This window comes from Cupriavidus sp. C2SS-8b, from assembly GCF_057073745.1.
The window spans coordinates 1,581,880-1,599,473 of sequence record NZ_CP172717.1 but is presented as its reverse complement, the minus strand read 5'-3'; the positions used below and the strand labels follow the sequence as shown (position 1 = coordinate 1,599,473).

Annotated in this window: 18 protein-coding genes; 7 read left to right on the top strand and 11 right to left on the bottom strand. The window is 67.8% G+C overall.

Features of this window, described 5'->3' with window-relative positions; genetic code table 11:
- Window positions 1-122: 122 nt before the first annotated feature.
- The 3 genes from ACIGJB_RS24285 to ACIGJB_RS24275 all read right to left on the bottom strand — a co-directional run bounded on the left by ACIGJB_RS24285 (window position 123) and on the right by ACIGJB_RS24275 (window position 2,285).
- The gene (locus tag ACIGJB_RS24285) at window positions 123-305 is read right to left on the bottom strand and encodes a hypothetical protein (protein WP_483732537.1); all 183 of its coding nucleotides are present in this window, start codon (window positions 303-305) and stop codon (window positions 123-125) included.
- Between the two features lie 135 nt (window positions 306-440).
- On the bottom strand, window positions 441-1,667 hold the full coding sequence (locus tag ACIGJB_RS24280; RefSeq protein WP_483732536.1) for an MFS transporter: 1,227 nt from the start codon (window positions 1,665-1,667) through the stop codon (window positions 441-443).
- Between the two features lie 264 nt (window positions 1,668-1,931).
- Window positions 1,932-2,285, bottom strand: a complete 354-nt coding sequence (locus ACIGJB_RS24275; RefSeq protein ID WP_483732535.1) for a hypothetical protein — start codon at window positions 2,283-2,285, stop codon at window positions 1,932-1,934.
- A gap of 300 nt (window positions 2,286-2,585) precedes the next feature.
- On the opposite strand from ACIGJB_RS24275, the gene ACIGJB_RS24270 reads away from it, so the two are divergent.
- The 3 genes from ACIGJB_RS24270 (at window position 2,586) to ACIGJB_RS24260 (ending at window position 5,645) form a co-directional block, all read left to right on the top strand.
- Complete coding sequence (locus tag ACIGJB_RS24270; protein ID WP_483732534.1) at window positions 2,586-4,304, top strand: methyl-accepting chemotaxis protein; 1,719 nt, start codon at window positions 2,586-2,588, stop codon at window positions 4,302-4,304.
- Between the two features lie 317 nt (window positions 4,305-4,621).
- Window positions 4,622-5,203 (top strand): acyloxyacyl hydrolase, encoded by a 582-nt coding sequence (locus ACIGJB_RS24265; protein ID WP_483732533.1) that lies wholly within the window; start codon window positions 4,622-4,624, stop codon window positions 5,201-5,203.
- 85 nt (window positions 5,204-5,288) lie between these two features.
- Window positions 5,289-5,645, top strand: coding sequence for a DUF2880 domain-containing protein (locus ACIGJB_RS24260; RefSeq protein ID WP_483732532.1), 357 nt, complete (start codon window positions 5,289-5,291; stop codon window positions 5,643-5,645).
- A gap of 64 nt (window positions 5,646-5,709) precedes the next feature.
- On the opposite strand, the gene ACIGJB_RS24255 is transcribed toward ACIGJB_RS24260, so the two are convergent.
- A complete protein-coding gene (locus ACIGJB_RS24255; RefSeq protein WP_483732531.1) occupies window positions 5,710-8,352 on the bottom strand; it encodes a bifunctional diguanylate cyclase/phosphodiesterase in 2,643 nt (880 codons plus the stop codon).
- 133 nt (window positions 8,353-8,485) lie between these two features.
- On the opposite strand from ACIGJB_RS24255, the gene ACIGJB_RS24250 reads away from it, so the two are divergent.
- The gene (locus ACIGJB_RS24250; protein WP_483732530.1) at window positions 8,486-9,247 is read left to right on the top strand and encodes a hypothetical protein; all 762 of its coding nucleotides are present in this window, start codon (window positions 8,486-8,488) and stop codon (window positions 9,245-9,247) included.
- An 84-nt stretch (window positions 9,248-9,331) separates the two neighbouring features.
- On the opposite strand, the gene ACIGJB_RS24245 is transcribed toward ACIGJB_RS24250, so the two are convergent.
- Together ACIGJB_RS24245 and ACIGJB_RS24240 are read right to left on the bottom strand one after the other, a co-directional pair.
- Window positions 9,332-9,508, bottom strand: coding sequence for a hypothetical protein (locus ACIGJB_RS24245; RefSeq protein ID WP_483732529.1), 177 nt, complete (start codon window positions 9,506-9,508; stop codon window positions 9,332-9,334).
- Between the two features lie 25 nt (window positions 9,509-9,533).
- Complete coding sequence (locus ACIGJB_RS24240) at window positions 9,534-9,716, bottom strand: hypothetical protein (protein WP_483732528.1); 183 nt, start codon at window positions 9,714-9,716, stop codon at window positions 9,534-9,536.
- Between the two features lie 362 nt (window positions 9,717-10,078).
- On the opposite strand from ACIGJB_RS24240, the gene ACIGJB_RS24235 reads away from it, so the two are divergent.
- Window positions 10,079-10,222 carry an entericidin A/B family lipoprotein gene (locus ACIGJB_RS24235; protein ID WP_483711886.1) on the top strand — a complete coding sequence of 48 codons (144 nt, stop codon included), beginning with the start codon at window positions 10,079-10,081 and terminating at the stop codon, window positions 10,220-10,222.
- A 105-nt stretch (window positions 10,223-10,327) separates the two neighbouring features.
- Here ACIGJB_RS24235 and ACIGJB_RS24230 read toward each other — a convergent pair whose 3' ends face one another.
- Window positions 10,328-11,320, bottom strand: a complete 993-nt coding sequence (locus tag ACIGJB_RS24230; protein ID WP_483732527.1) for an AraC family transcriptional regulator — start codon at window positions 11,318-11,320, stop codon at window positions 10,328-10,330.
- Window positions 11,321-11,488: 168 nt separating this feature from the next.
- On the opposite strand from ACIGJB_RS24230, the gene ACIGJB_RS24225 reads away from it, so the two are divergent.
- Together ACIGJB_RS24225 and ACIGJB_RS24220 are read left to right on the top strand one after the other, a co-directional pair.
- On the top strand, window positions 11,489-12,667 hold the full coding sequence (locus tag ACIGJB_RS24225) for an acyl-CoA dehydrogenase family protein (protein ID WP_483732526.1): 1,179 nt from the start codon (window positions 11,489-11,491) through the stop codon (window positions 12,665-12,667).
- The gene (locus ACIGJB_RS24220; RefSeq protein WP_483732525.1) at window positions 12,664-13,257 is read left to right on the top strand and encodes a flavin reductase family protein; all 594 of its coding nucleotides are present in this window, start codon (window positions 12,664-12,666) and stop codon (window positions 13,255-13,257) included. The genes ACIGJB_RS24225 and ACIGJB_RS24220 overlap by 4 nt, the downstream gene beginning before the upstream one ends.
- Here ACIGJB_RS24220 and ACIGJB_RS24215 read toward each other — a convergent pair.
- The 4 genes from ACIGJB_RS24215 to ACIGJB_RS24200 form a co-directional block, all read right to left on the bottom strand.
- On the bottom strand, window positions 13,235-14,080 hold the full coding sequence (locus tag ACIGJB_RS24215; RefSeq protein WP_483734651.1) for an EamA family transporter: 846 nt from the start codon (window positions 14,078-14,080) through the stop codon (window positions 13,235-13,237). The genes ACIGJB_RS24220 and ACIGJB_RS24215 overlap by 23 nt on opposite strands.
- Window positions 14,081-14,102: 22 nt before the next feature.
- Window positions 14,103-14,999, bottom strand: a complete 897-nt coding sequence (locus ACIGJB_RS24210) for a 2-hydroxy-3-oxopropionate reductase (RefSeq protein ID WP_483732524.1) — start codon at window positions 14,997-14,999, stop codon at window positions 14,103-14,105.
- 101 nt (window positions 15,000-15,100) lie between these two features.
- Window positions 15,101-15,376: a CppA family protein gene (locus tag ACIGJB_RS24205; protein ID WP_483732523.1), complete on the bottom strand. Its 276-nt coding sequence runs from the start codon at window positions 15,374-15,376 to the stop codon at window positions 15,101-15,103.
- Window positions 15,377-15,487: 111 nt separating this feature from the next.
- Window positions 15,488-17,587 (bottom strand): acetate--CoA ligase family protein, encoded by a 2,100-nt coding sequence (locus ACIGJB_RS24200; RefSeq protein ID WP_483732522.1) that lies wholly within the window; start codon window positions 17,585-17,587, stop codon window positions 15,488-15,490.
- Between the last annotated feature and the right edge of the window lie 7 nt (window positions 17,588-17,594).

Sequence of the window (17,594 nt, the reverse complement as noted above, 5' to 3'; positions counted from 1 at the left end):
GCTGACGCGCTGACGCGCTGACGCGCTGATGCGCTGATGCGCTGATGCGGTCGCGATGATCGGAAAAAAGGCGCTTCGCAGCTTGCGCGAAGCGCCTTTTTCTTTGGCGGCTTGCCCGTGTGTTACGACACCGAAATCACCTTGATGTCTTCCCATTGCGGATGCAGCAGCCGCAGCGTGGCCAGGATGGCGTTCGGGTCCTCCGCATGGCGCTCGGACAACGCGACGGCTTCCGTGGTGGTGATGACCGGCTTGCGGCCCTTCTGGCGATATTCGATCTCGACGCTCTTGGTGACAAATGACATGACTGGCTTTCCGGGAAGTGGTTGCCTGGCCAAGGGGACGACGGTCAGGCAGAAACAATAACGGCAGGCCGGCGCCAGACTTTTGATGCGGGCAAATACGGAGTTTGTGTCAGGTCATTCCCGGTAGGGGCCGGTTCAGGGCCGTTCGGTGGCGAAGTACAGCAAGGACAGGATCGGCAGCGCGAAACCGATGCCACTGGCCAGCGGCCAGCCGCCGTGCGCATACGCCCAGCCGCCAATGGCCGAGCCCAGCGCGCCGCCGACAAAGAACATGGCCATGAACACGCCGTTCAGCCGGCCGCGGTGCTCGGCGCTCAGCGAGAAGATCGCCCGCTGGCTGACCACCAGGCTGGCCGAGACACCGAAATCCAGCACGATGGCGGCGACGGTCAGCATGGCCAGTGCAAACATCGATCCGGGCGTGCCGGCCAGTCCGAGCAGGAACGATCCCGCGCCAAGCAGCAAGGCAAGGGCCGTCATGCGCCGCCCGCGACCGCGGTCCGCCAGCCGCCCGGCGATGGGGGCGGCGATGGCACCCGCCACGCCGGCCAGCGCGAACAGCGCAATGCCGCGCTGCGTCAGGACGAAGGCTGGCCCGGAAAGGTAGAGCGGCACCGTGGTCCAGAACAGGCTGAAGGCGCCAAACATGCTGGCCTGGTACGCGGCGCGCCGGCGCAGGACCGGTTGCGTGCGCAACAGTTGCCACATGGAGGCCAGCAACTCGGTGTAGTGCACGCCGGGCGGCGGCGCGCGCTGGGGCAGGCGGCGCGACAGGATGAACGACAACAGCGCCATGACCACGGCCGACAAGGCAAAGATGGCATGCCAGCCCCAGAGGTCGGCCACGATGCTGGCGATCGGGCGGGCCAGCATGATCCCCAGCAGCAGGCCGCTCGTGACATTGCCCACCGCGCGACCGCGCGCATGGTCGGGCGCAAGGTGGGCGGCAAACGGCACCAGCACCTGCACCGCCACGGAGCAAAGCCCGATCAGCCAGGCCGCCAGCAGGAAGGTGACCGCATGCGAAGCATAGGCCGCAGCGGCCAGCGCCACGGCATTGCCGGCCAGCAGCCGGCATACCAGGCGGCGGTTTTCCACGAGGTCGGCCAATGGCACCAGCAACAGCAATCCGAGGCAGTAGCCGGCCTGGACCAGCGTGACGATCAGTCCGGCCGAGCCGGGCGACAGCTGAAGCGCCGCCGCAATCGGTCCCACCAGCGGCTGGGCGAAGTACAGGTTGGCGACGGTGATGCCGCAGGCGGCGGCGAGCAGCGGTATCACCCAGGCGGGGACGGACTGCGGCGGCCCGATCGGGCGCGTGCCCGATGCGGTGGACCCGCCGGTGGCGGATTGGACGGTCATGGCGATCTTCAACTGGGCGGCAGCGGGTGCCGGTTCTGGTGTGTCCGGCGCCCGTTCGACATGGCGCCGGCGCCACCTTTACATCCAGGGTTGGATGCAGGCGGCTTGTTGTGGGCGGCAGGTTAGCACTGATGCGGCCGCCGTGCAGGCGGCCAATCGCCAGGGTTCCGGAGGGGGGATAGGAACAGGGAAGGCGCGGGGCGGCCTGGAACGCGCCCGATGTGGGCCATCCGGACGGCCGGAATGATCCGGCGAGCCTGCCCGTCAGCGCCGCTTCAGCTCGCCCAGGTAGTAGTTGATCTCGGCCAGCAGCGTGGTGTGGAAGGTCTCGGGCAACTGGCGGTCGTCGGTCATGCACAGCAGGTCGTCGACGCGCCTGCGGAAGGCCATTTCCACGCCGTCGCGGCGTTCCGCCGGCATGCCGGCGCATAGGGCGGCCAGGAATTCGCGCAGCACCAGCAGGCGCGCGCCGTACTGCACCATGGCATCGCCCTGGGTCTTCAGGCTGCGTGAAAACTGGTCGTGGACGGCGTCCGGCGCGGCTGACTCGTGGGTCGGCGCCGCGGTGTCTTCCGTGCAAGCCTGCAGCTTGCCGGTCAGCATGGATTTCCTGAACATGGCGGGCCTCCGTGAGAGCCACTAACGCCCGGCGCGCGCCAGACGACGGTAACGTGAATCTTGATGCCCGCGACAATGCCAGACTGTTCGCTAGCCGACACTGAATCTTCGGGGCGGCAAGGTTGTCCTTTGCGGTGCATCAACAATCGTGGCGCCAGGCATTACATCGGGCGACCCGCTGCCGTTAAGGCCCGAAAGACCGCGCCGCGCAATGTCCGCCAAGGCGCGCACCGTGCCCGCACAAGCAGGCGGGCCGGGAGTATCGGGGGTTCAACCGAGCCGGCAATTCAAGTATCCGCCATGAGTCAGTTTATCCATACGATCAAGTTCAGGATCCTCCTGGTGTTCGGCGTCTGTATTGCGCTGATGCTGGGCATCGGGCTGTTCGCGCTGCAGACCATCGCCAGCCTGAACCGGAACATGCACAACGCCTACGAGCAGAACACCGTGGCCATCGGCCAGCTGGCGGAGGTACGCGTGGCGCAGCTCCATATCCGCCGCCTGCTGTGGAAAATCCGCGCGACATCCGAGGGCGCAACCAGCGAAGACATGGCGTCGGTCCAGGCGCATCGCACCAAGATGCAGAAGGGCTGGCAGGATTACTATCCCGCCCGCGTCACGTCCGGGGACGAGCGACACGTCGCCGACGCGCTCGACGCCGCGCTGGGCCGTTTCGCGGACCTGGTCGCGCAGGAGGTGCGCCTGCGCGAAAGCGGCGACGCCGCCGCGGCGGCCCGGCTGCAGGACAACGAACTCGGCGCGGCCGGCGACAAGGTCGGCGAGCTGATCACGCGCAGCGTGGAGGTCAATCTCGAACAGGCCGCGGACTATAACCGCAGCAGTCTTGCGCAATCGCATACGGCGCTTTGGACCACGGGCGTGTTGATCGCGCTCGGCCTGCTGGTAACGGTGGCGGCGTCCTACCAGCTCCAGCGAACGATCACGCGGCAACTGCGCCGTTCCGTGGAAATCGCCGACGAGATTGCCGCGGGACACCTCGACCAGCGGATCGAGATCCGCTCGCGCGACGAGTTCGGACTGTTGCTGGATGCGATGGCGCGCATGAGCCGCCAGCTCGCGCAAACCGTGCGCGGCATCCAGGTGTCGAGCGAAGCCGTGCGCGTGGCGTCGCGCGAAATCTCCAGCGGCAATATGGACCTGTCGGCGCGCACGGAGCAGCAGGCGGCTTCGCTGCAGGAAACCGCGGCCAGCATGACGGAAATCTCGCAGACGGTCCGCATGAACGCCGACAACGCGGCCCAGGCCAATACGCTGGCCGGCAATGCCCGGGACCTGGCCCATGCCGGCAATACGGCGGTGCAGGCCATGGTGCAGACCATGGCCCGCATCAGCGGCAGTTCGGACCGGATCTCGGACATCACCACGCTGATCGAAGGCATTGCGTTCCAGACCAATATCCTGGCGCTGAATGCCGCGGTGGAAGCCGCGCGAGCGGGCGAGCAGGGGCGCGGTTTCGCCGTGGTGGCGGGCGAGGTGCGCGCGCTGGCACAGCGCTCGTCGGCCGCGGCCAAGGAGATCAAGGAGCTGATCGAATCCTCTGCCGGCATGGTCCAGGACGGATCGCGGCAGGCCGCAGAAGTCGGCCACACCGTTGGGCAGGTGATCCGCGCCATCCAGCAGGTCTCGGACATCATGGGCGAGATTTCCGTGGCATCCGGCGAGCAGAGCCAGGGCGTGGAGCAGGTGCACGTGGCCATCAGCCAGATCGACACGGGCACCCAGCAGAACGCCGCGCTGGTGGAGCAGTCGGCGGCCGCCGCGCAATCGCTGGAAGAGCAGGCCAATGCCATGGCCGATGCCGTTTCCGTGTTCCGGCTGGCCGGGACGGGCACGGCCATGGGAGGGCATGTGCCACGCGTGCCGCAAGCCCCCGCCAGGGGCGCGGCAGAGACCAGCCGGAGACATGCGCCGGCGCTTGCGCGCCAGCGGGCGGCTGCACCCCGAGCTGCCCGGTCCGAAGCTGCCGTCCAGGATGGCGATGACTGGCAGACCTTCTGACGGGGCACAATCGCTTAAATACGGCAAGACAGCGGCAATTATTCGAGGCTTTGCAGCGATGGCAGATCCCTAGAATCTCTGGCGTGGCATCTTGCTACACCCCCCGATTTCCAGCCCTCCTCGCGAGGGCTTTTTTTCGTCCTTCATCGGCCAGGCGGTACAAAAACCGGCCCGTTGTTCCAAAAACGGAACACAGTGTGCGTCCCACGAGGCTTCTTTCGGCGCGGTGAAAGCTGCATAATGCCGCGCCACAGCCAGCATCGGCTTCGCCGCGGTGCGGCCGCAAGTCCCTCGTGTCCCAACCCCGCCACACTGCCATGGTTAGCCCTCTTGCATCGCCTTGCCCGTCCAGCCGCCGTTTCGCGCTGGCTGCCGTCGCCCTGACTGCCGCGTTGTCGAGCGGCTTGTCCCATGCCGGGTCGTGGTTCGAGCCCGTGCGGCTGGGCGCGGCCGCCGGGGCTGGCAATGACGCGGCCATGGCGCGGCTCGAAGCCCGCTGGAACCTGAAGCAGGACCTCTGGGCCACGTCGTCGCAGTCGGTGCGCCTGCGGCTCGGTGTCGAAGCGTCGGCGGGCGTCTGGAATCCGCATGGCGGCAGCGGCCATGCATTGGGCGATCTTGGCGTGACCCCGATCCTTCGCCTGCAGGGCGCAGGGTCCAGTGGCGTCTTTGTCGAGGCCGGCGTGGGCATGCATGTCCTGTCGCGCACGCACCTTTCCGACGAAAAGGTCTTCTCCACGGCATTCCAGTTCGGCGACCGCGTGGCCGTCGGCTACCGCTTTGGCGACGCGCTGGACTCGGAGCTGGCGCTGCGCCTGCAGCACTATTCGAACGCCGGCATCAAGGAGCCCAACCCGGGCATCAACTTCTTCCTGCTCCAGTACTCGGCGCGCTTCTGAGCCGGGCGGCATGGTTTTCCCGATGGCAGCAGGGCGGGGCGCCGGCGCGTAGAATGTGGCGCTGCCATCTGTCCAGGAAATCTCCATGACTCTCGTCTTGTCCCGCCGAATCCGAGCAGTGCTTTCGGCGGCCGGCCTGTTGCTGGCTACCGGCACGGCGCTGGCAGCCGATCTCGAAATGCCACGGCCGCGTGGCAAGGACGAAGCCCCGGGAGCGCCAGTGGCCTGCAGGAAAGCGGTGCGGGAAAAGCTGCCGAATCCTGACCACTTCAAATGGGATGGCAGCACCTATCGCAAAATCGCCGAAGACGCCTACAGCGTGGTGGCCGATGTCGAGTACACGGGCACCGACGGCGCCCCGCGCAAAGCCAAGGTCCAGTGCGACGTGATCCGGGCGCCGGGCGACCAGTTCGTGGTGACCAAGGTCCGCCTGCCCGAATAGGGTTGCGAAGCCTTGTCCCAGGCCAACTGCGTCACAGTACCGCGCCACCGGGACGCCGCTGGCCTCAGGCCACGGCGCTTACGAAGGCCTCGAACGCGCTGGCGTCCATCGCCGGACAGAAGAAGTGGCCTTGCCCGTAGTCGCAGCCGGCCGCCAGCAGGATGTCACGCTGCGACTCGGTCTCGATACCCTCCGCAATCACGCGGATGCGCAAGGCATGCGCCATGCTGATGATGGCGCGGCACAAGGCCACGTCGTCCGGGCCCCGCGTCAGCGAGCGGATAAAGGACCGGTCGATCTTGATGTAGTCGATGTCCAGGTGCCGCAGGTACGACAAGGACGAGTAGCCGGTGCCGAAGTCGTCGAGCGCGATTTCGATGCCGGCCGCCTGGAAGCGCGAGAGCTGGTCCATGACATCGGCGTTCTGCTCCATCAGCGAGCCTTCGGTGATCTCGATGATCAGGCTGCCCACCGGCACGTTCCTGCGCTCGATCATGCTGGACCAGGACTCGGGCCCGTTCGCCGGCGCGCAGAACTCCATGGGCGATTTGTTGACCGACAGCTGGAAGTCCTTGCCCAGCAGCAGCTGCCAGCGCGCCAGCTGGTCCAGCGCTTCGGTCAGCACCCAGCGGCCGATGTCGATAATGAGGCCGGATTCCTCCGCAACGGCAATGAAATCTGCCGGGTGGATCGGCCCGCGTGCCGGATGGTTCCAGCGAATCAGGGCCTCGGCCTTGCAGACTTTGCCCGTGCGCAGTTCGACCACGGGCTGGTAGTGCAGCGCGAACTGCCCGGCCGCCAGCGCCGTGCGCAGGTCCTGCGTGATGCGCAGGCGCTCCTTTTCCGCCTGCAGCAGCGCCGGGGTGAAGACCTTCCAGCGATTGCGTCCCTCTTGCTTGGCGGCGAGCATCGCCTGGTCGGCGCACACCTGCAGGGCCTCGGCGTTGTCCGCGTCCTTGGGGCAGGTGGCCACCCCGATGCTGGCCGACACCACCACCAGCTCGCCGGCCAGGTGGTATGGCGCGGCAATTCGCTCCAGGATCGCCTGGGCAATGCCCTCGGCAACGCCGGCATCGCCCACCGCGGGCAGGATCACGGTGAATTCGTCGCCAGCCAGCCGCGCCACGGTATCTGATGCGCGCACCGATGCCGCAATGCGCCGCGCTGCCTCCAGCAGCAACAGGTCGCCCTGGTCGTGGCCGAGGGTATCGTTCACCTCCTTGAAGCGATCCAGATCGATGAACAGCAGCGCCAGCACATCGTGCGTGCCGCGCGAACGCTCGATCTCCTGCTCCAGCCGTTCGAAGAACAGGCGGCGGTTGGGCAGATCCGTGAGCGCGTCGAAATTCGCCTGGTGCAGGATGACTTCCTGCGCCTGGCGCTTCTCGGTCATGTCATGGATCAGCGCGACGCGGCGGCGCTCGCCATACGCGTGGGCCAGGTAGGTATCCACGGTCAGGTAGGCAGGAAACTCGCTGCCGTCCTTGCGGCGGATCGAGAGCTCGCCGCTCCATCTGCCCCTGGCCTCCACGGTGGCACGCAGGCGTTCGATCAGCCCCGCCGCATTGCCTTCGCCGCTGATGCTATAGCCCGAGCGTCCCTTGATCTCGTCGACCGTATAGCCGGTCGCGGCGGCAAAGGCCGGATTCACGTCGATGATGGTGCCATCGAGCGACGTCACCACCATGGCTTCGCTGCTGGACGAATAGACCAGCGAAGCCAGCCGCATCTCTTCCATATGGCGCCGTCGCTCGGCCATGGAGCGGCGCAGGCTGTAGTACAGCAGGCCCAGCAGCAGCGTGGAAGCCATGGCACCGGCCAGGGCAATGCGGCGATAGACCTGGTAGGGCGCAAGCACCAGGCCGACCGATTCGCCCACCACGAAATTGAGCCCGAATTCCGGCATGCGGTAATAGCCGAAGACCCGCTCCATGCCTTCGGAGCCCGATACCGCCCGATAGCTGCCGGACAGGGGCGAGTCGCTGGCGAGGTACGGCCTGTTGCTGACTGCCCTGGCCAGCGAACCTTCCAGGGCCGGCACACGCGCGATGACCTGGCCGGAATTCTTGATGACCGACGCCACTTCGCCGTCGCGGTTCGTGAACGTCTGCGCAAAGCTGGCGAACTGCTCCGGACTGACCGAGACCACGATCACGCCGTCGAAGCTGCCCTCGCGCAGGATGGGGCGCGTGAACTGGATCGACCATTTGCGCGAGACCTTGCCCTTCACCGGGTCGCTGATGAACAGCATGTCGCGCCCGCCCGCCCGCTGATGGACCCGGAAATGCTCGCGAGCGCTCAGGTCGACCTTCTCGCCGGGCGCGGGCGGGGCGATGGACGAGTAGACGAGCAGGCCATGCTTGTCGATCACCGCCACCTGGAACGACAGGTCCACCACCAGGTTCTCCCGCTCACGCACCATGTCGGTGAATCCCCTCGGGCCGGCCAGCCAGCTGGCCCGCAGGTCGAGGAGAAACTCGGACAGCCGCAGGATGCCGGATTTCGAGTACGCGCTGAACGCCTGAGCCTCGGCCTGGGTGCGCAGTGCGGCGTCATGCAGCAAGCGGTCCCGCTCGCTGACGAGTTGAAATGCCACGAATGCCCAGGTTGCAATGAGCCACGCCGCTGCCCCCAGGTTCAAGGGGGAAAAGACCTGCCGCAGGCGCCGTCGCGCCTTGCCATATCGGGTGGTCGAGGGTTCTGGCATCAAATGGGGTTCGCCGCACAGCGAGGAATCGACATCGATAGCAGGCTAGTCGAGGTCAGCGAACCCGACAAGAGCCCGCGGCGGTTCCGGGCCCGGTTTGACTATCGTTATATAGGCGTCTATATTGCGCTGCATGAACCATTCGCTGCTTCTGCTGGATGCATTCGCCATGCATCCGGGGCATCCGGTATCGCGAGCCTTGTCCGGCGTGCTGGAAAGCGCCGCCGCAGGATGCTTGCCGCGCTTTGCCCAGTGGCTGGGGCTGTCGCCTGGCGAGTTCCGGGGCATGCTCGATATCTGGTTCCCCGGGGCCGCTTCGGCCGGCTGGGAGCCCGACCCGCGGCCGGTCGACCTCGCCATGCTGCCGTGCGAGTTCGGCGATATCGTGGAAATGCTGTGGGACGGCCGCTCGCAAGGGGCGGATGGCGTCCATGTCCGCTGGGCACGGGCTAGTCCATTCAACGCCTTGCACCCGCCATCATGGAGGATGGCTGCCCCGGCGCGGCCTCGGCCGGGCGATGCCCCAGGCGTCCAGCAGGGGCTGGAAGCTCGGACCGCCTTCGGCGTCGCGAGGGGGCACGCGACGCGCCGGAGGCAAGGCCCGGCCGGTCAGGCCGAACAGGCGCTCGGCCTGCGCCATGTCGTCAGCGGCCGGAAGGTGTTCGACGATGCCCATCTGCCGGGCGGATTTCAGTGCACGCGTGAGTTCGGAAGCGGAGAGGCGGCACGCGCTGGCGAGTTGGTCGCGGCGCAGGGGGCCAGCATCCCGCAGGCAGGCCATCAGCGCGAGTACACAATCCCGGGTTGGTCGTTTCATGGTGGCTACGTCGGAAGAACTTGCCCCGCGGCCCAATCCTTCTGGCCACGCCGCATCGAACTACCCATTCTTCCGTAGCCCCAGCGCCTTGCCAATCGCATATCACAGTTGTTCACAATTGGCGCGCGAGTCTGGCGACGATCGTCGCCGTGGCTGCCGCGTTCAGGCCGCGGCGGCGTGAACCGGCAATGGCTCGTCACGGCGGGCGCGCATCTCGCAAACCAACGCCTGTGGCGGCTTGCCGAGCGCACGCAGGAACGCGTGGGTCATGCGCTCCTCGTCGCCAAAGCCGGTCAGTGTGGCCACGCGCGTGATGGACGATTCTCCCTTTTCGATCAAGGCAGCAGGCCGAAAACACGCGCGCTCAGTGACGGGTGGGCGGATTGTCCTGGGACGCAGCGCCCTGCGGCAGCAGGGTGCCATGCTTGCGCCAGCGGCGCTCCTGGGCGCGCTGCACTGCGGCGGCGATTTCATGGAGTTCCGCCAGGCGCGCTTCAAGTGCGTCGGGGTAGATGTCGTGAGGGCTGAACCTGAGGCGGAAGGGCATGGTGTCGTCTGTCGTATCGGATAGATGGTTCGGCTGCGACGCCGCCCGGCCTTGACCGTTGTCCCGGGGGATCGGGCGCGCTCGCCTTGCTGTTTCCAGTATGGACAGCACACAGGGCCGCGCGCCAGGCCATCGTTGGCCTGTTGACCTGGCTCAACGCATTTCGCGCAATGACCTGTTGCGCAGGTTCTGTCCGCGGCGCGCGTTCCAGCGGCATTCGATTTCCGCTGCCCTCTGACACCGTTGTAGGACGAATGCGGACTGCCCGCACGGTTTGCTGCTTGCTACGCTCAACTTAACTGTCCGAACCCTTCATTCCGTTGCGGGCATCCCCACATCCACACGAAGCAAGGAGAATCGTCATGAGAAAGTTGTGCGCACTGTTCGCCCTCGCCGGCATGCTGGTGATCACGGGCTGCAATACCATCCACGGTGCCGGCAAGGACATCGAACGCGGTGGCGAGAAGGTGCAGGGCGCCGCGGACAACACCAAGCAGAAAATGTAGCGCGGCCACTCGGTCAACCATCCTCAGGGGGCCCTTTGCGGCCCCCTGACTTATTTGCGAGTCGCGCTTGGGCAAGCCACGAACGGGTCACTGTGCCGTTGTGGCTTACGGCGCTTGCGGCGCAGGGTCGATGCGATGGCGGCGCCAGCTTGCCGGCGGCAAGCCAAATTCGCGCTTGAACGCCCGGCAGAATGCCGCTTCGGAGTCATAGCCGGCAATGCCTGCGACTTCGCCGATCGACTGGCTGCCATTGCGCAACGCCGTGGCGGCAATACGCAGGCGCCAGTGCGCCAGGTATTGCATCGGCGGCTGGCCAAGCAGGTCGGTGAAACGCTGCGCGAGCGCCGAGCGGGACAGGCCCACGCTGCCCGCCAGTTCATCGACGGTCCACGGATAGGCCGGGCGCGCGTGCATGCGTGACAGCGCGCGGCCGACGTAGCGGTCGCGCAGCGCCGCCAGCCAGCCGCGTTCGCTTTCCGGCATGCCGTCGATGCAACGCCGCACCGCCTGCACGAACAGCAGTTCCGACAGTTTCGCCAGGACCGTGGCACTGCCGGCCCGGGGCTCGGCTGCTTCCGACGTGGCGAACGCCAGCGCCGAGGCCAGCCATGCGGATTCCACGCCGCCGTCCAAACCGACCTTGAACAGGCGGGGCAAGGACGAGAGCAGCGGGTTGCCGAACATATCGTCGAAGGCCAGGAAGCCGCACACCATGCGCGTGGGGGTGCCTGCACCGCCATAACTCACTCGCATGACCTCGCCGGGATTGCTCTCCATCATCCCGGCAACGAGTGGCCCGGCCGGAATCGGACTCAGGTGGAGATCGCTGCCGAGCACATGGGGTTCGCCTTGGGGCACGACCAGCACTTCGCCGGCATCGACGCGCAGCCCTTGTCCGTCGCCGTCGGCCAGGCGGGCCCAGCAACTGCCTTCGGTGATGAGATGGTAGGACACGACCGGCCCCGTGCCAGGCAGGAAGGCGGCACGCAGGCTGCTGTCGGCTTCGGAGATCAGGCACCACGGCGCCTTGAAATCGCCGTTGAGAAAGACGGCACCACTCAGTTGCACCGCGCGCAGGAGATCGGACAGGGCATCCACGATCACTCCTTTCGCAAATCCGGCCGCATCCGGTCAAGTCCGGCGTTTTGCGCAAGAAAGCCGGAGGCCCGGTCAATGAAGCGGGCGGGCCGGGCTCCGATACTAGCACCGTGCCTGTCGCCAAACAACGGCGCGGGTACCCCGGCAATTCCGCAGGAGACCTATGCCATGGAAACGATCACCGCCCCCGATGCCAGCGCAGGTGCGCAGTCTGACTGGCTCGCGCTTGCCGCCTCGCTCGGCCGCATCTTCGACGAACGCGCCCCGGCCATCGATGCGCGGGACGCCTTCGTCAGCGCCAACTACGACGATCTCAGGGCGCAACGTTTCCTGGCCGCGGCGGTGCCGCAGGAGTTCGGCGGCGCGGGCCTTTCCCATCAGGAATTGGGGCAGGTGCTGCGTGAGCTGGGCAAGTATTGCGGCTCGACTGCACTGGCCTTTGCCATGCACACGCATCCGGTGGCCACCGCGGCCTGGCGCTGGCGCAACCAGAAGGCGCCGGTGGAAGGGCTGCTCAAGCGCGTGGGCGGCGAGCAGATCGTGCTGCTTGGCAGCGGCGGATCCGACTGGCTGCAGGGCAGCGGCACGGCGACACGCGTGGACGGCGGCTTCCGCATCGACGCGCACAAGGTGTTTGCCAGCGGTGCGCCGGTGGCGGACCTGTTCATGACCAGCGCCGTCCATGATGATCCGCAGGCCGGTCCTACCGTGCTGCATTTTCCACTGCCGATGAAGACGCCGGGTGTGCGCATCGTGCCCACCTGGCGCGCCATGGGCATGCGCGGCACTGGCTCGCATGATGTGGTGCTCGAAAATGTGCTGGTGCCGGACAGCTCCATTGCCGCGCGGCGCCCGCAAGGCGTATGGCACCCGATGATGCATACCGTGGCGATGATCGCCTTGCCGCTGATCTATGCGGTCTACGTCGGCATTGCCGAGGCCGCGCGCGATATCGCGCTGCGGTTGGCGAAGCAGCGCCGCCTCTCGCCGCATGTGGTCGAACTGGCCGGCCGCATTGGCAATGAATGGGATGTCGCACGGCTCGCGCTGGACGACATGTTCGCCGCCGCGGCCGGCCAGGCGCCGGGTGCCGTGACCACGAACCGGATCATGTGCGGACGCGCGGTGGCGGCGCGTGCGGTGCTGGCGACCGCCGACCTGGCCATGGAGCTGGCCGGTGGCGCGGGCTTCTATCGCGATGCCGGGCTGGAACGGCGCTTCCGCGATGCCCAGGGCGCGCGCTTCCATCCGCTGCAGGCGGGCGCGCAACACGAGTACGCGGGCCGCATGGCCCTTGGCCTCGATATCGACGCGCCGCCCGGAGACGTGCGGGCGGCCGCGCAATGATGCCCGCGCTCGCGCCGCTGCCGTATGCCACCGAGGCCAGCAATGACAGCGGACAGGAAGACGAGGACGATGCCGGACATGGCTCGCACTCGACGCAGTCGGCCCACTCGGTGCGCCGTGCCCTCCGCCGCGCGCTGGGGCAGTTCGCCACCGGCGTGGCGGTGGTGACGGCAACCGGGTCCGATGGCCGGCCCGTTGGCGTCACCATCAATTCCCTGGCCTCGGTGTCGCTGTCGCCGCCGCTGCTGCTCTGGAGCCTGGCGCTCGGCTCCGGCAGCCTGCCCGCGTTTCGCGCCGCGCCTTGCTATGCGATCAACGTGCTGGCGCACACGCAGCAGGCCTTGTGCGAACGGTTTGCCACCAGCGGCATCGATCGCTTCCAGGGGGTAACGCTGTCGCCCGGGCCGTGCGGCACGGCGCTGATCGACAACGCGCTGGCGTGCTTTGTATGCCGTCCGCGCAGCGCGCGCAAGGTCGGCGACCATGTGCTGTTCATTGCGGAGATCGTGTCCTACCGCATGAACCGGGGCGAGCCACTGGTCTTTCACGACGGTGGCTTTGCGGGCCTCAACGCTGCTTGCCCGCAATGACGAGCGCGATGCCGCCGAGCACGGCGGCGGCGCTGACCGCGAGCCGCAGCGACATGGTTTCGCCGAGCAACGCCAGGCCGCCTGCCGCCGCGATCACCGGCACGCTGAGCTGGACGGTCGCGGCGGTGGCGGCCCTCAACCGCGGCATGACTGCATACCAGACCACATAGCCCAACCCGGAAGTCAATGCGCCGGACACCAGCGCACACGCCAGCCCGGCGCCGTCCAGGCTGCGTTGCGCGTGCATCAGCAACGCCAGTGCAAGTGCCGGCGGCACGGCGCGCAAGAAATTGCCGGCGGTGGTGGCAATGGCATCCGCCGCGCCGCGCCCGCGCAGCGAATAGATGCCCCAGGCGATGCCGGCCACGATCATCAGCAGCGAAGAGCCCGGCGGCGGTGCGGCCAGCCCTGGCAACACCAGCCATGCCAGTCCGCCCAGCGCCAGGGCCAGTCCCAGCCATTGCCCCGCGCTCAGGCGCTCGCCGACATAGAGCCCGTAGCCCGTCATGGTCGCCTGCACGGCCCCGAACAGCAGCAAGGCGCCCGTCCCCGCGGACAGGTGCAGGTATGCGTAAGAGAACGCCGCCGCGTAGGCGAACAACGCCAGCGCCGATGGCCAGTTGCCTCCGCCGGCCAGCCGGCCCGGGCCATGGCGGACCAGCAGGATCAGCCACAACGCTGCCGCCGCGCTGACGACCCGGACCAGCGTGAAGCTGGCCGCGTCGATCGCCGTGCCCTTGAGCGCGAGCCGGCACAGGATCGAATTGCCGGCAAACGCCAGCATGGTCACGGCCGTCAGCAGGGCGACGCGACCCTGCGGCATGGCGGGCGCCGCGGCGACCGGCTTAGCCTGCATGCGCATCGTCCAGCGAGAACGAGGAGAGGTGTTCGATCGCCCGCACCAGCGCGGCATGGTCCCAGCCCGCGCCGCCCATGCCGACGCAGACATTGAACAGCTGCTGGCAAGAGGCCGTGGACGGCAGCCCGACCCCCAGCGTGCGCGCCGTGGACAGCGCAAGCGCCAGGTCCTTCTGGTGCAGGGCGATGCGGAAGCCCGGCTCGAACTTGCGCTGCAGCATGCGTTCGCCGTGGACTTCCAGGATGCGCGAGCTGGCGAAGCCACCCATCAGCGCTTCGCGCACGCGCGCCGGGTCAGCGCCGGCGCGCGCTGCCAGCACGAGCGCTTCGCTGACAGCCTCGATCGTCAGTGCGACGATGACCTGGTTCGCAACCTTCGCTACCTGGCCGTCGCCCGCCTCACCAACCCGCGTGATGTTCTTGCCCATAAGCTGCAGCAGCGGCAGCACGCGGTCGAAGGCGTGCTGCCGCCCGCCCGCCATGATCGACAGCGTGGCGGCACGGGCGCCCACCTCGCCGCCCGATACCGGAGCATCGACATAGTCGGCGCCGAGCGCTTCGACCTTCCTGGCAAATTCGCGGGTGGCAATGGGCGAGATCGAACTCATGTCGACCACGGTCGCACCGCGGGACAGGCCGGCAGCCACGCCGTTCTGCCCGAACAGCACGCGTTCCACGTCGGGCGTATCGGGCAGCATCAGGATCACGACCTCCGACTGGCGCGCGACGTCGGTGCCGTTGGCGCAGGCGTGCATGCCCGCATCCTGCAGGGCCTGCGGCACGCCGCTGCGGCTGTGCGCGAACAGGGTGTGGCCGCCTTGCAGCAGGTGCTGCGCCATGGGCGTGCCCATCACGCCCAGGCCGATAAAGCCGATCTTGCTCATGTTCTTGTCCGGTGGGTTGCCATGGCCCGGCTGCGCGGCCCGCGCCGCATGCAGCGTCGTGATTGATCATAGTCACTGCAGAGCCACCACAAACAGCCGGATCAGCGGGCGGCGCCAGCCGGTGCCGCGAGGATGGCGCGAATGCGCGCCAGGTACTGGTCGCCGACCGCGCGGTGCGTGCGCGCCGCTTCCTGGGCGAACTCCCGGCGCGAGGGCGGCCGGATACCTAGGCTGCGGCAGATGGTGGACAGATAAGGCTTGCGGGCGCCTGCCAGCCGGCCCGCCGCGGACTGGAGCGCGGCATCGCCGATGCGCGCGCGCAGCCACGCCAGCACCTGGCGGTCATAGTCGTTCTGGACGCGGATCAGATGTTCCATGGGGCCTCCTCATACTGTTCATCCATACAGTTACTGTAAATATATACAGTAATCCGATGGAGGCAAGGAGAATGTTCGTATGCCGCCCGGGAACGCCGGATCCACCGATCCTTAGAGTGCGTCTGGTTCCACTTCGATCAACGCGTCCACCACCACCACGCCATCGGCGTTCACCATCACCGGATTGAGGTCGACCGACCGGATCGCGCCGCCAGCCTTGTGAACCAATTCTCCGACTTGCACTGCTAACCGGCACAGCGCGGCGATATCCACCGCGGGCTCGCCGCGCACGCCGTGCAGCAGCGGCGCGATGCGCAGCGTAGCCAGCGCCCGGGCCACGTCGGCCTGCTGGCAGGGCGCGAGCAGCACGGCGGTGTCGCACAGCACCTCGACGTACTTGCCGCCATCGCCCACCACCAGCACCGCGCCGAATACCGGGTCCCAATGCGCGCCGATCATGCATTCGCGCTGGCCGCGCGACATGCGCGCCACCACCACGCCCTCGCAGGTGGCGCCCATGGCCTGCAGCGTGCGGGTCTGGGCCGTGAAGGCGCTGGCCACCGCTTCCGGGTCGTTGCAGTGCAGGGCCACCAGCCCGTGCTCGCTCTTGTGCGGCACCTGCGGGGAACTTGCCTTGACTGCTACCGGGGCGCCGATACGTTGCCAGGCCGCGACCGCGGCATCCACGTCGTGGCAGACGTAGTGTTCGACCACCGGCATGCCAGCAGCGGCAAGACGGACGAGACTGGCGGCCTCGCTCAGCGTCGCGCCGGTTCCGGCACTCGCCCGCTGCGCCGGGGCCACTGGCAGCGCAGGCTCGCCCTCGGCCGCAATCTGGCGCAGGCGTTCCTGGTGCGATACCAGTTGCGAGAAAGCGGATAGCGCTTCGGCGGTGTTGGCGTAGGTCGGCAGGCCGGCTTCGCGGAATACGTCCGCCACGGGCTGTTGCCAGACCGCGACCGCGATGGGCTTGCCCGCGGTGTCGGCAAACGCGGCGGCGTCGCGTGCAAAGCGCGGCACGTCGTAGCCCATGCCGGAGACGGGAATGTCGAGCAGGAACAGGTCGGCAGCGGGATCGCTTGCTACCACTGGCAGCACTTCCCCGAACAGCGCGCTGTTGGAGAGCAGCGCCGCGGTGACATCGACCGGGTTTGTAGTCGTGGCAAAGCCGGGCAGGCGTTCGGCGAGCGCGGCCCGCGTGGCGTCGGACAGCGGCGCAAGCGTCAGTCCGAAAGCCTGTGCCGCGTCGGCGGCCATGACGCAGCTCGCGCCCGAGTTGCTGACCGCCACCAGCCGGCGCCCGCTGGTATCCCAGCCACGCAGGTACAGCGGCGCGCAGCGCGCCAGTGCGTGCGCATCATTCACGCGCCAGATGCCGTGGCGGTCCAGGAAGGCGTCGACCGCGCGGTCTTCGTTGGCAATCGCGCCCGTGTGCGACGCCGCGGCGCGCTGGCCGTCCTGCGACCGGCCGGCCTTGACCGCCACGATCGGCACGTTGCGGGCCCGCGCCACGCGCGCGGCTTCGGCCAGCACTTCGGGATCGGTCAGGCTTTCCAGGTACAGCAGCACCAGCCGCACGCCGGGATCATGGGCGACCGACAGCGCCAGTTCGCTGACCGTGACGTCGGCCTGGTTGCCGGTGGCGTGCATATGGCGCACGCCGATGCCCTGGCCGCGCAGCAGCCCGTAGACCATGGCCGCCACGCCGCCGCTCTGGCTGACGACCGCCACCGGCCCGTCCTGCGGCGGCACCTCGATGAACATGGTGGAGAAACTCGCGATGGCGCCACTGCCAAAGTTGGCCAGCCCCTGGCTATTCGGTCCCACCAGCCGCAGGCCGCTGGCGCGCGCGGCGCGCACCATCTCGTCCTGCTGGCGACGGCCTTCGGCGCCGGCCTCGCCAAAGCCGGATGCGATCACGATGGCCGCCGCCACGCCGAGCCGCGCGCAGTCATGCACGGCCTGCACGGCGGCCTCGCCGGCGACGATGATGATGGCCAGTTCGGGGACTTCCGGCAGCGCGTCGAGCGAAGGGTAGGCACGCAGGCCCTGGAGGGAATCGCGCTGCGGGTTGACAGGGTAGAGCGTGCCGGCGTAGCCGTGCGTCTTCATGTAATGGATGGGCCGGCCGCCGATCTTGTGGATATTGTCGGAGGCGCCGATCACGGCAATAGAGCGTGGGGAGAGCAGGGACTGGAGTGGGGCGGTCATGAGCAGG

Coding starts and splice junctions, on each gene's coding strand:
- ACIGJB_RS24285 (WP_483732537.1), bottom strand. CDS start 305: ATGTCATTTGTCACCAAGAGCGTCGAGATCGAATATCGCCAGAAGGGC.
- ACIGJB_RS24280 (WP_483732536.1), bottom strand. CDS start 1,667: ATGACCGTCCAATCCGCCACCGGCGGGTCCACCGCATCGGGCACGCGC.
- ACIGJB_RS24275 (WP_483732535.1), bottom strand. CDS start 2,285: ATGTTCAGGAAATCCATGCTGACCGGCAAGCTGCAGGCTTGCACGGAA.
- ACIGJB_RS24270 (WP_483732534.1), top strand. CDS start 2,586: ATGAGTCAGTTTATCCATACGATCAAGTTCAGGATCCTCCTGGTGTTC.
- ACIGJB_RS24265 (WP_483732533.1), top strand. CDS start 4,622: ATGGTTAGCCCTCTTGCATCGCCTTGCCCGTCCAGCCGCCGTTTCGCG.
- ACIGJB_RS24260 (WP_483732532.1), top strand. CDS start 5,289: ATGACTCTCGTCTTGTCCCGCCGAATCCGAGCAGTGCTTTCGGCGGCC.
- ACIGJB_RS24255 (WP_483732531.1), bottom strand. CDS start 8,352: ATGCCAGAACCCTCGACCACCCGATATGGCAAGGCGCGACGGCGCCTG.
- ACIGJB_RS24250 (WP_483732530.1), top strand. CDS start 8,486: ATGAACCATTCGCTGCTTCTGCTGGATGCATTCGCCATGCATCCGGGG.
- ACIGJB_RS24240 (WP_483732528.1), bottom strand. CDS start 9,716: ATGCCCTTCCGCCTCAGGTTCAGCCCTCACGACATCTACCCCGACGCA.
- ACIGJB_RS24235 (WP_483711886.1), top strand. CDS start 10,079: ATGAGAAAGTTGTGCGCACTGTTCGCCCTCGCCGGCATGCTGGTGATC.
- ACIGJB_RS24225 (WP_483732526.1), top strand. CDS start 11,489: ATGGAAACGATCACCGCCCCCGATGCCAGCGCAGGTGCGCAGTCTGAC.
- ACIGJB_RS24220 (WP_483732525.1), top strand. CDS start 12,664: ATGATGCCCGCGCTCGCGCCGCTGCCGTATGCCACCGAGGCCAGCAAT.
- ACIGJB_RS24215 (WP_483734651.1), bottom strand. CDS start 14,080: ATGCCGCAGGGTCGCGTCGCCCTGCTGACGGCCGTGACCATGCTGGCG.
- ACIGJB_RS24210 (WP_483732524.1), bottom strand. CDS start 14,999: ATGAGCAAGATCGGCTTTATCGGCCTGGGCGTGATGGGCACGCCCATG.
- ACIGJB_RS24205 (WP_483732523.1), bottom strand. CDS start 15,376: ATGGAACATCTGATCCGCGTCCAGAACGACTATGACCGCCAGGTGCTG.
- ACIGJB_RS24200 (WP_483732522.1), bottom strand. CDS start 17,587: ATGACCGCCCCACTCCAGTCCCTGCTCTCCCCACGCTCTATTGCCGTG.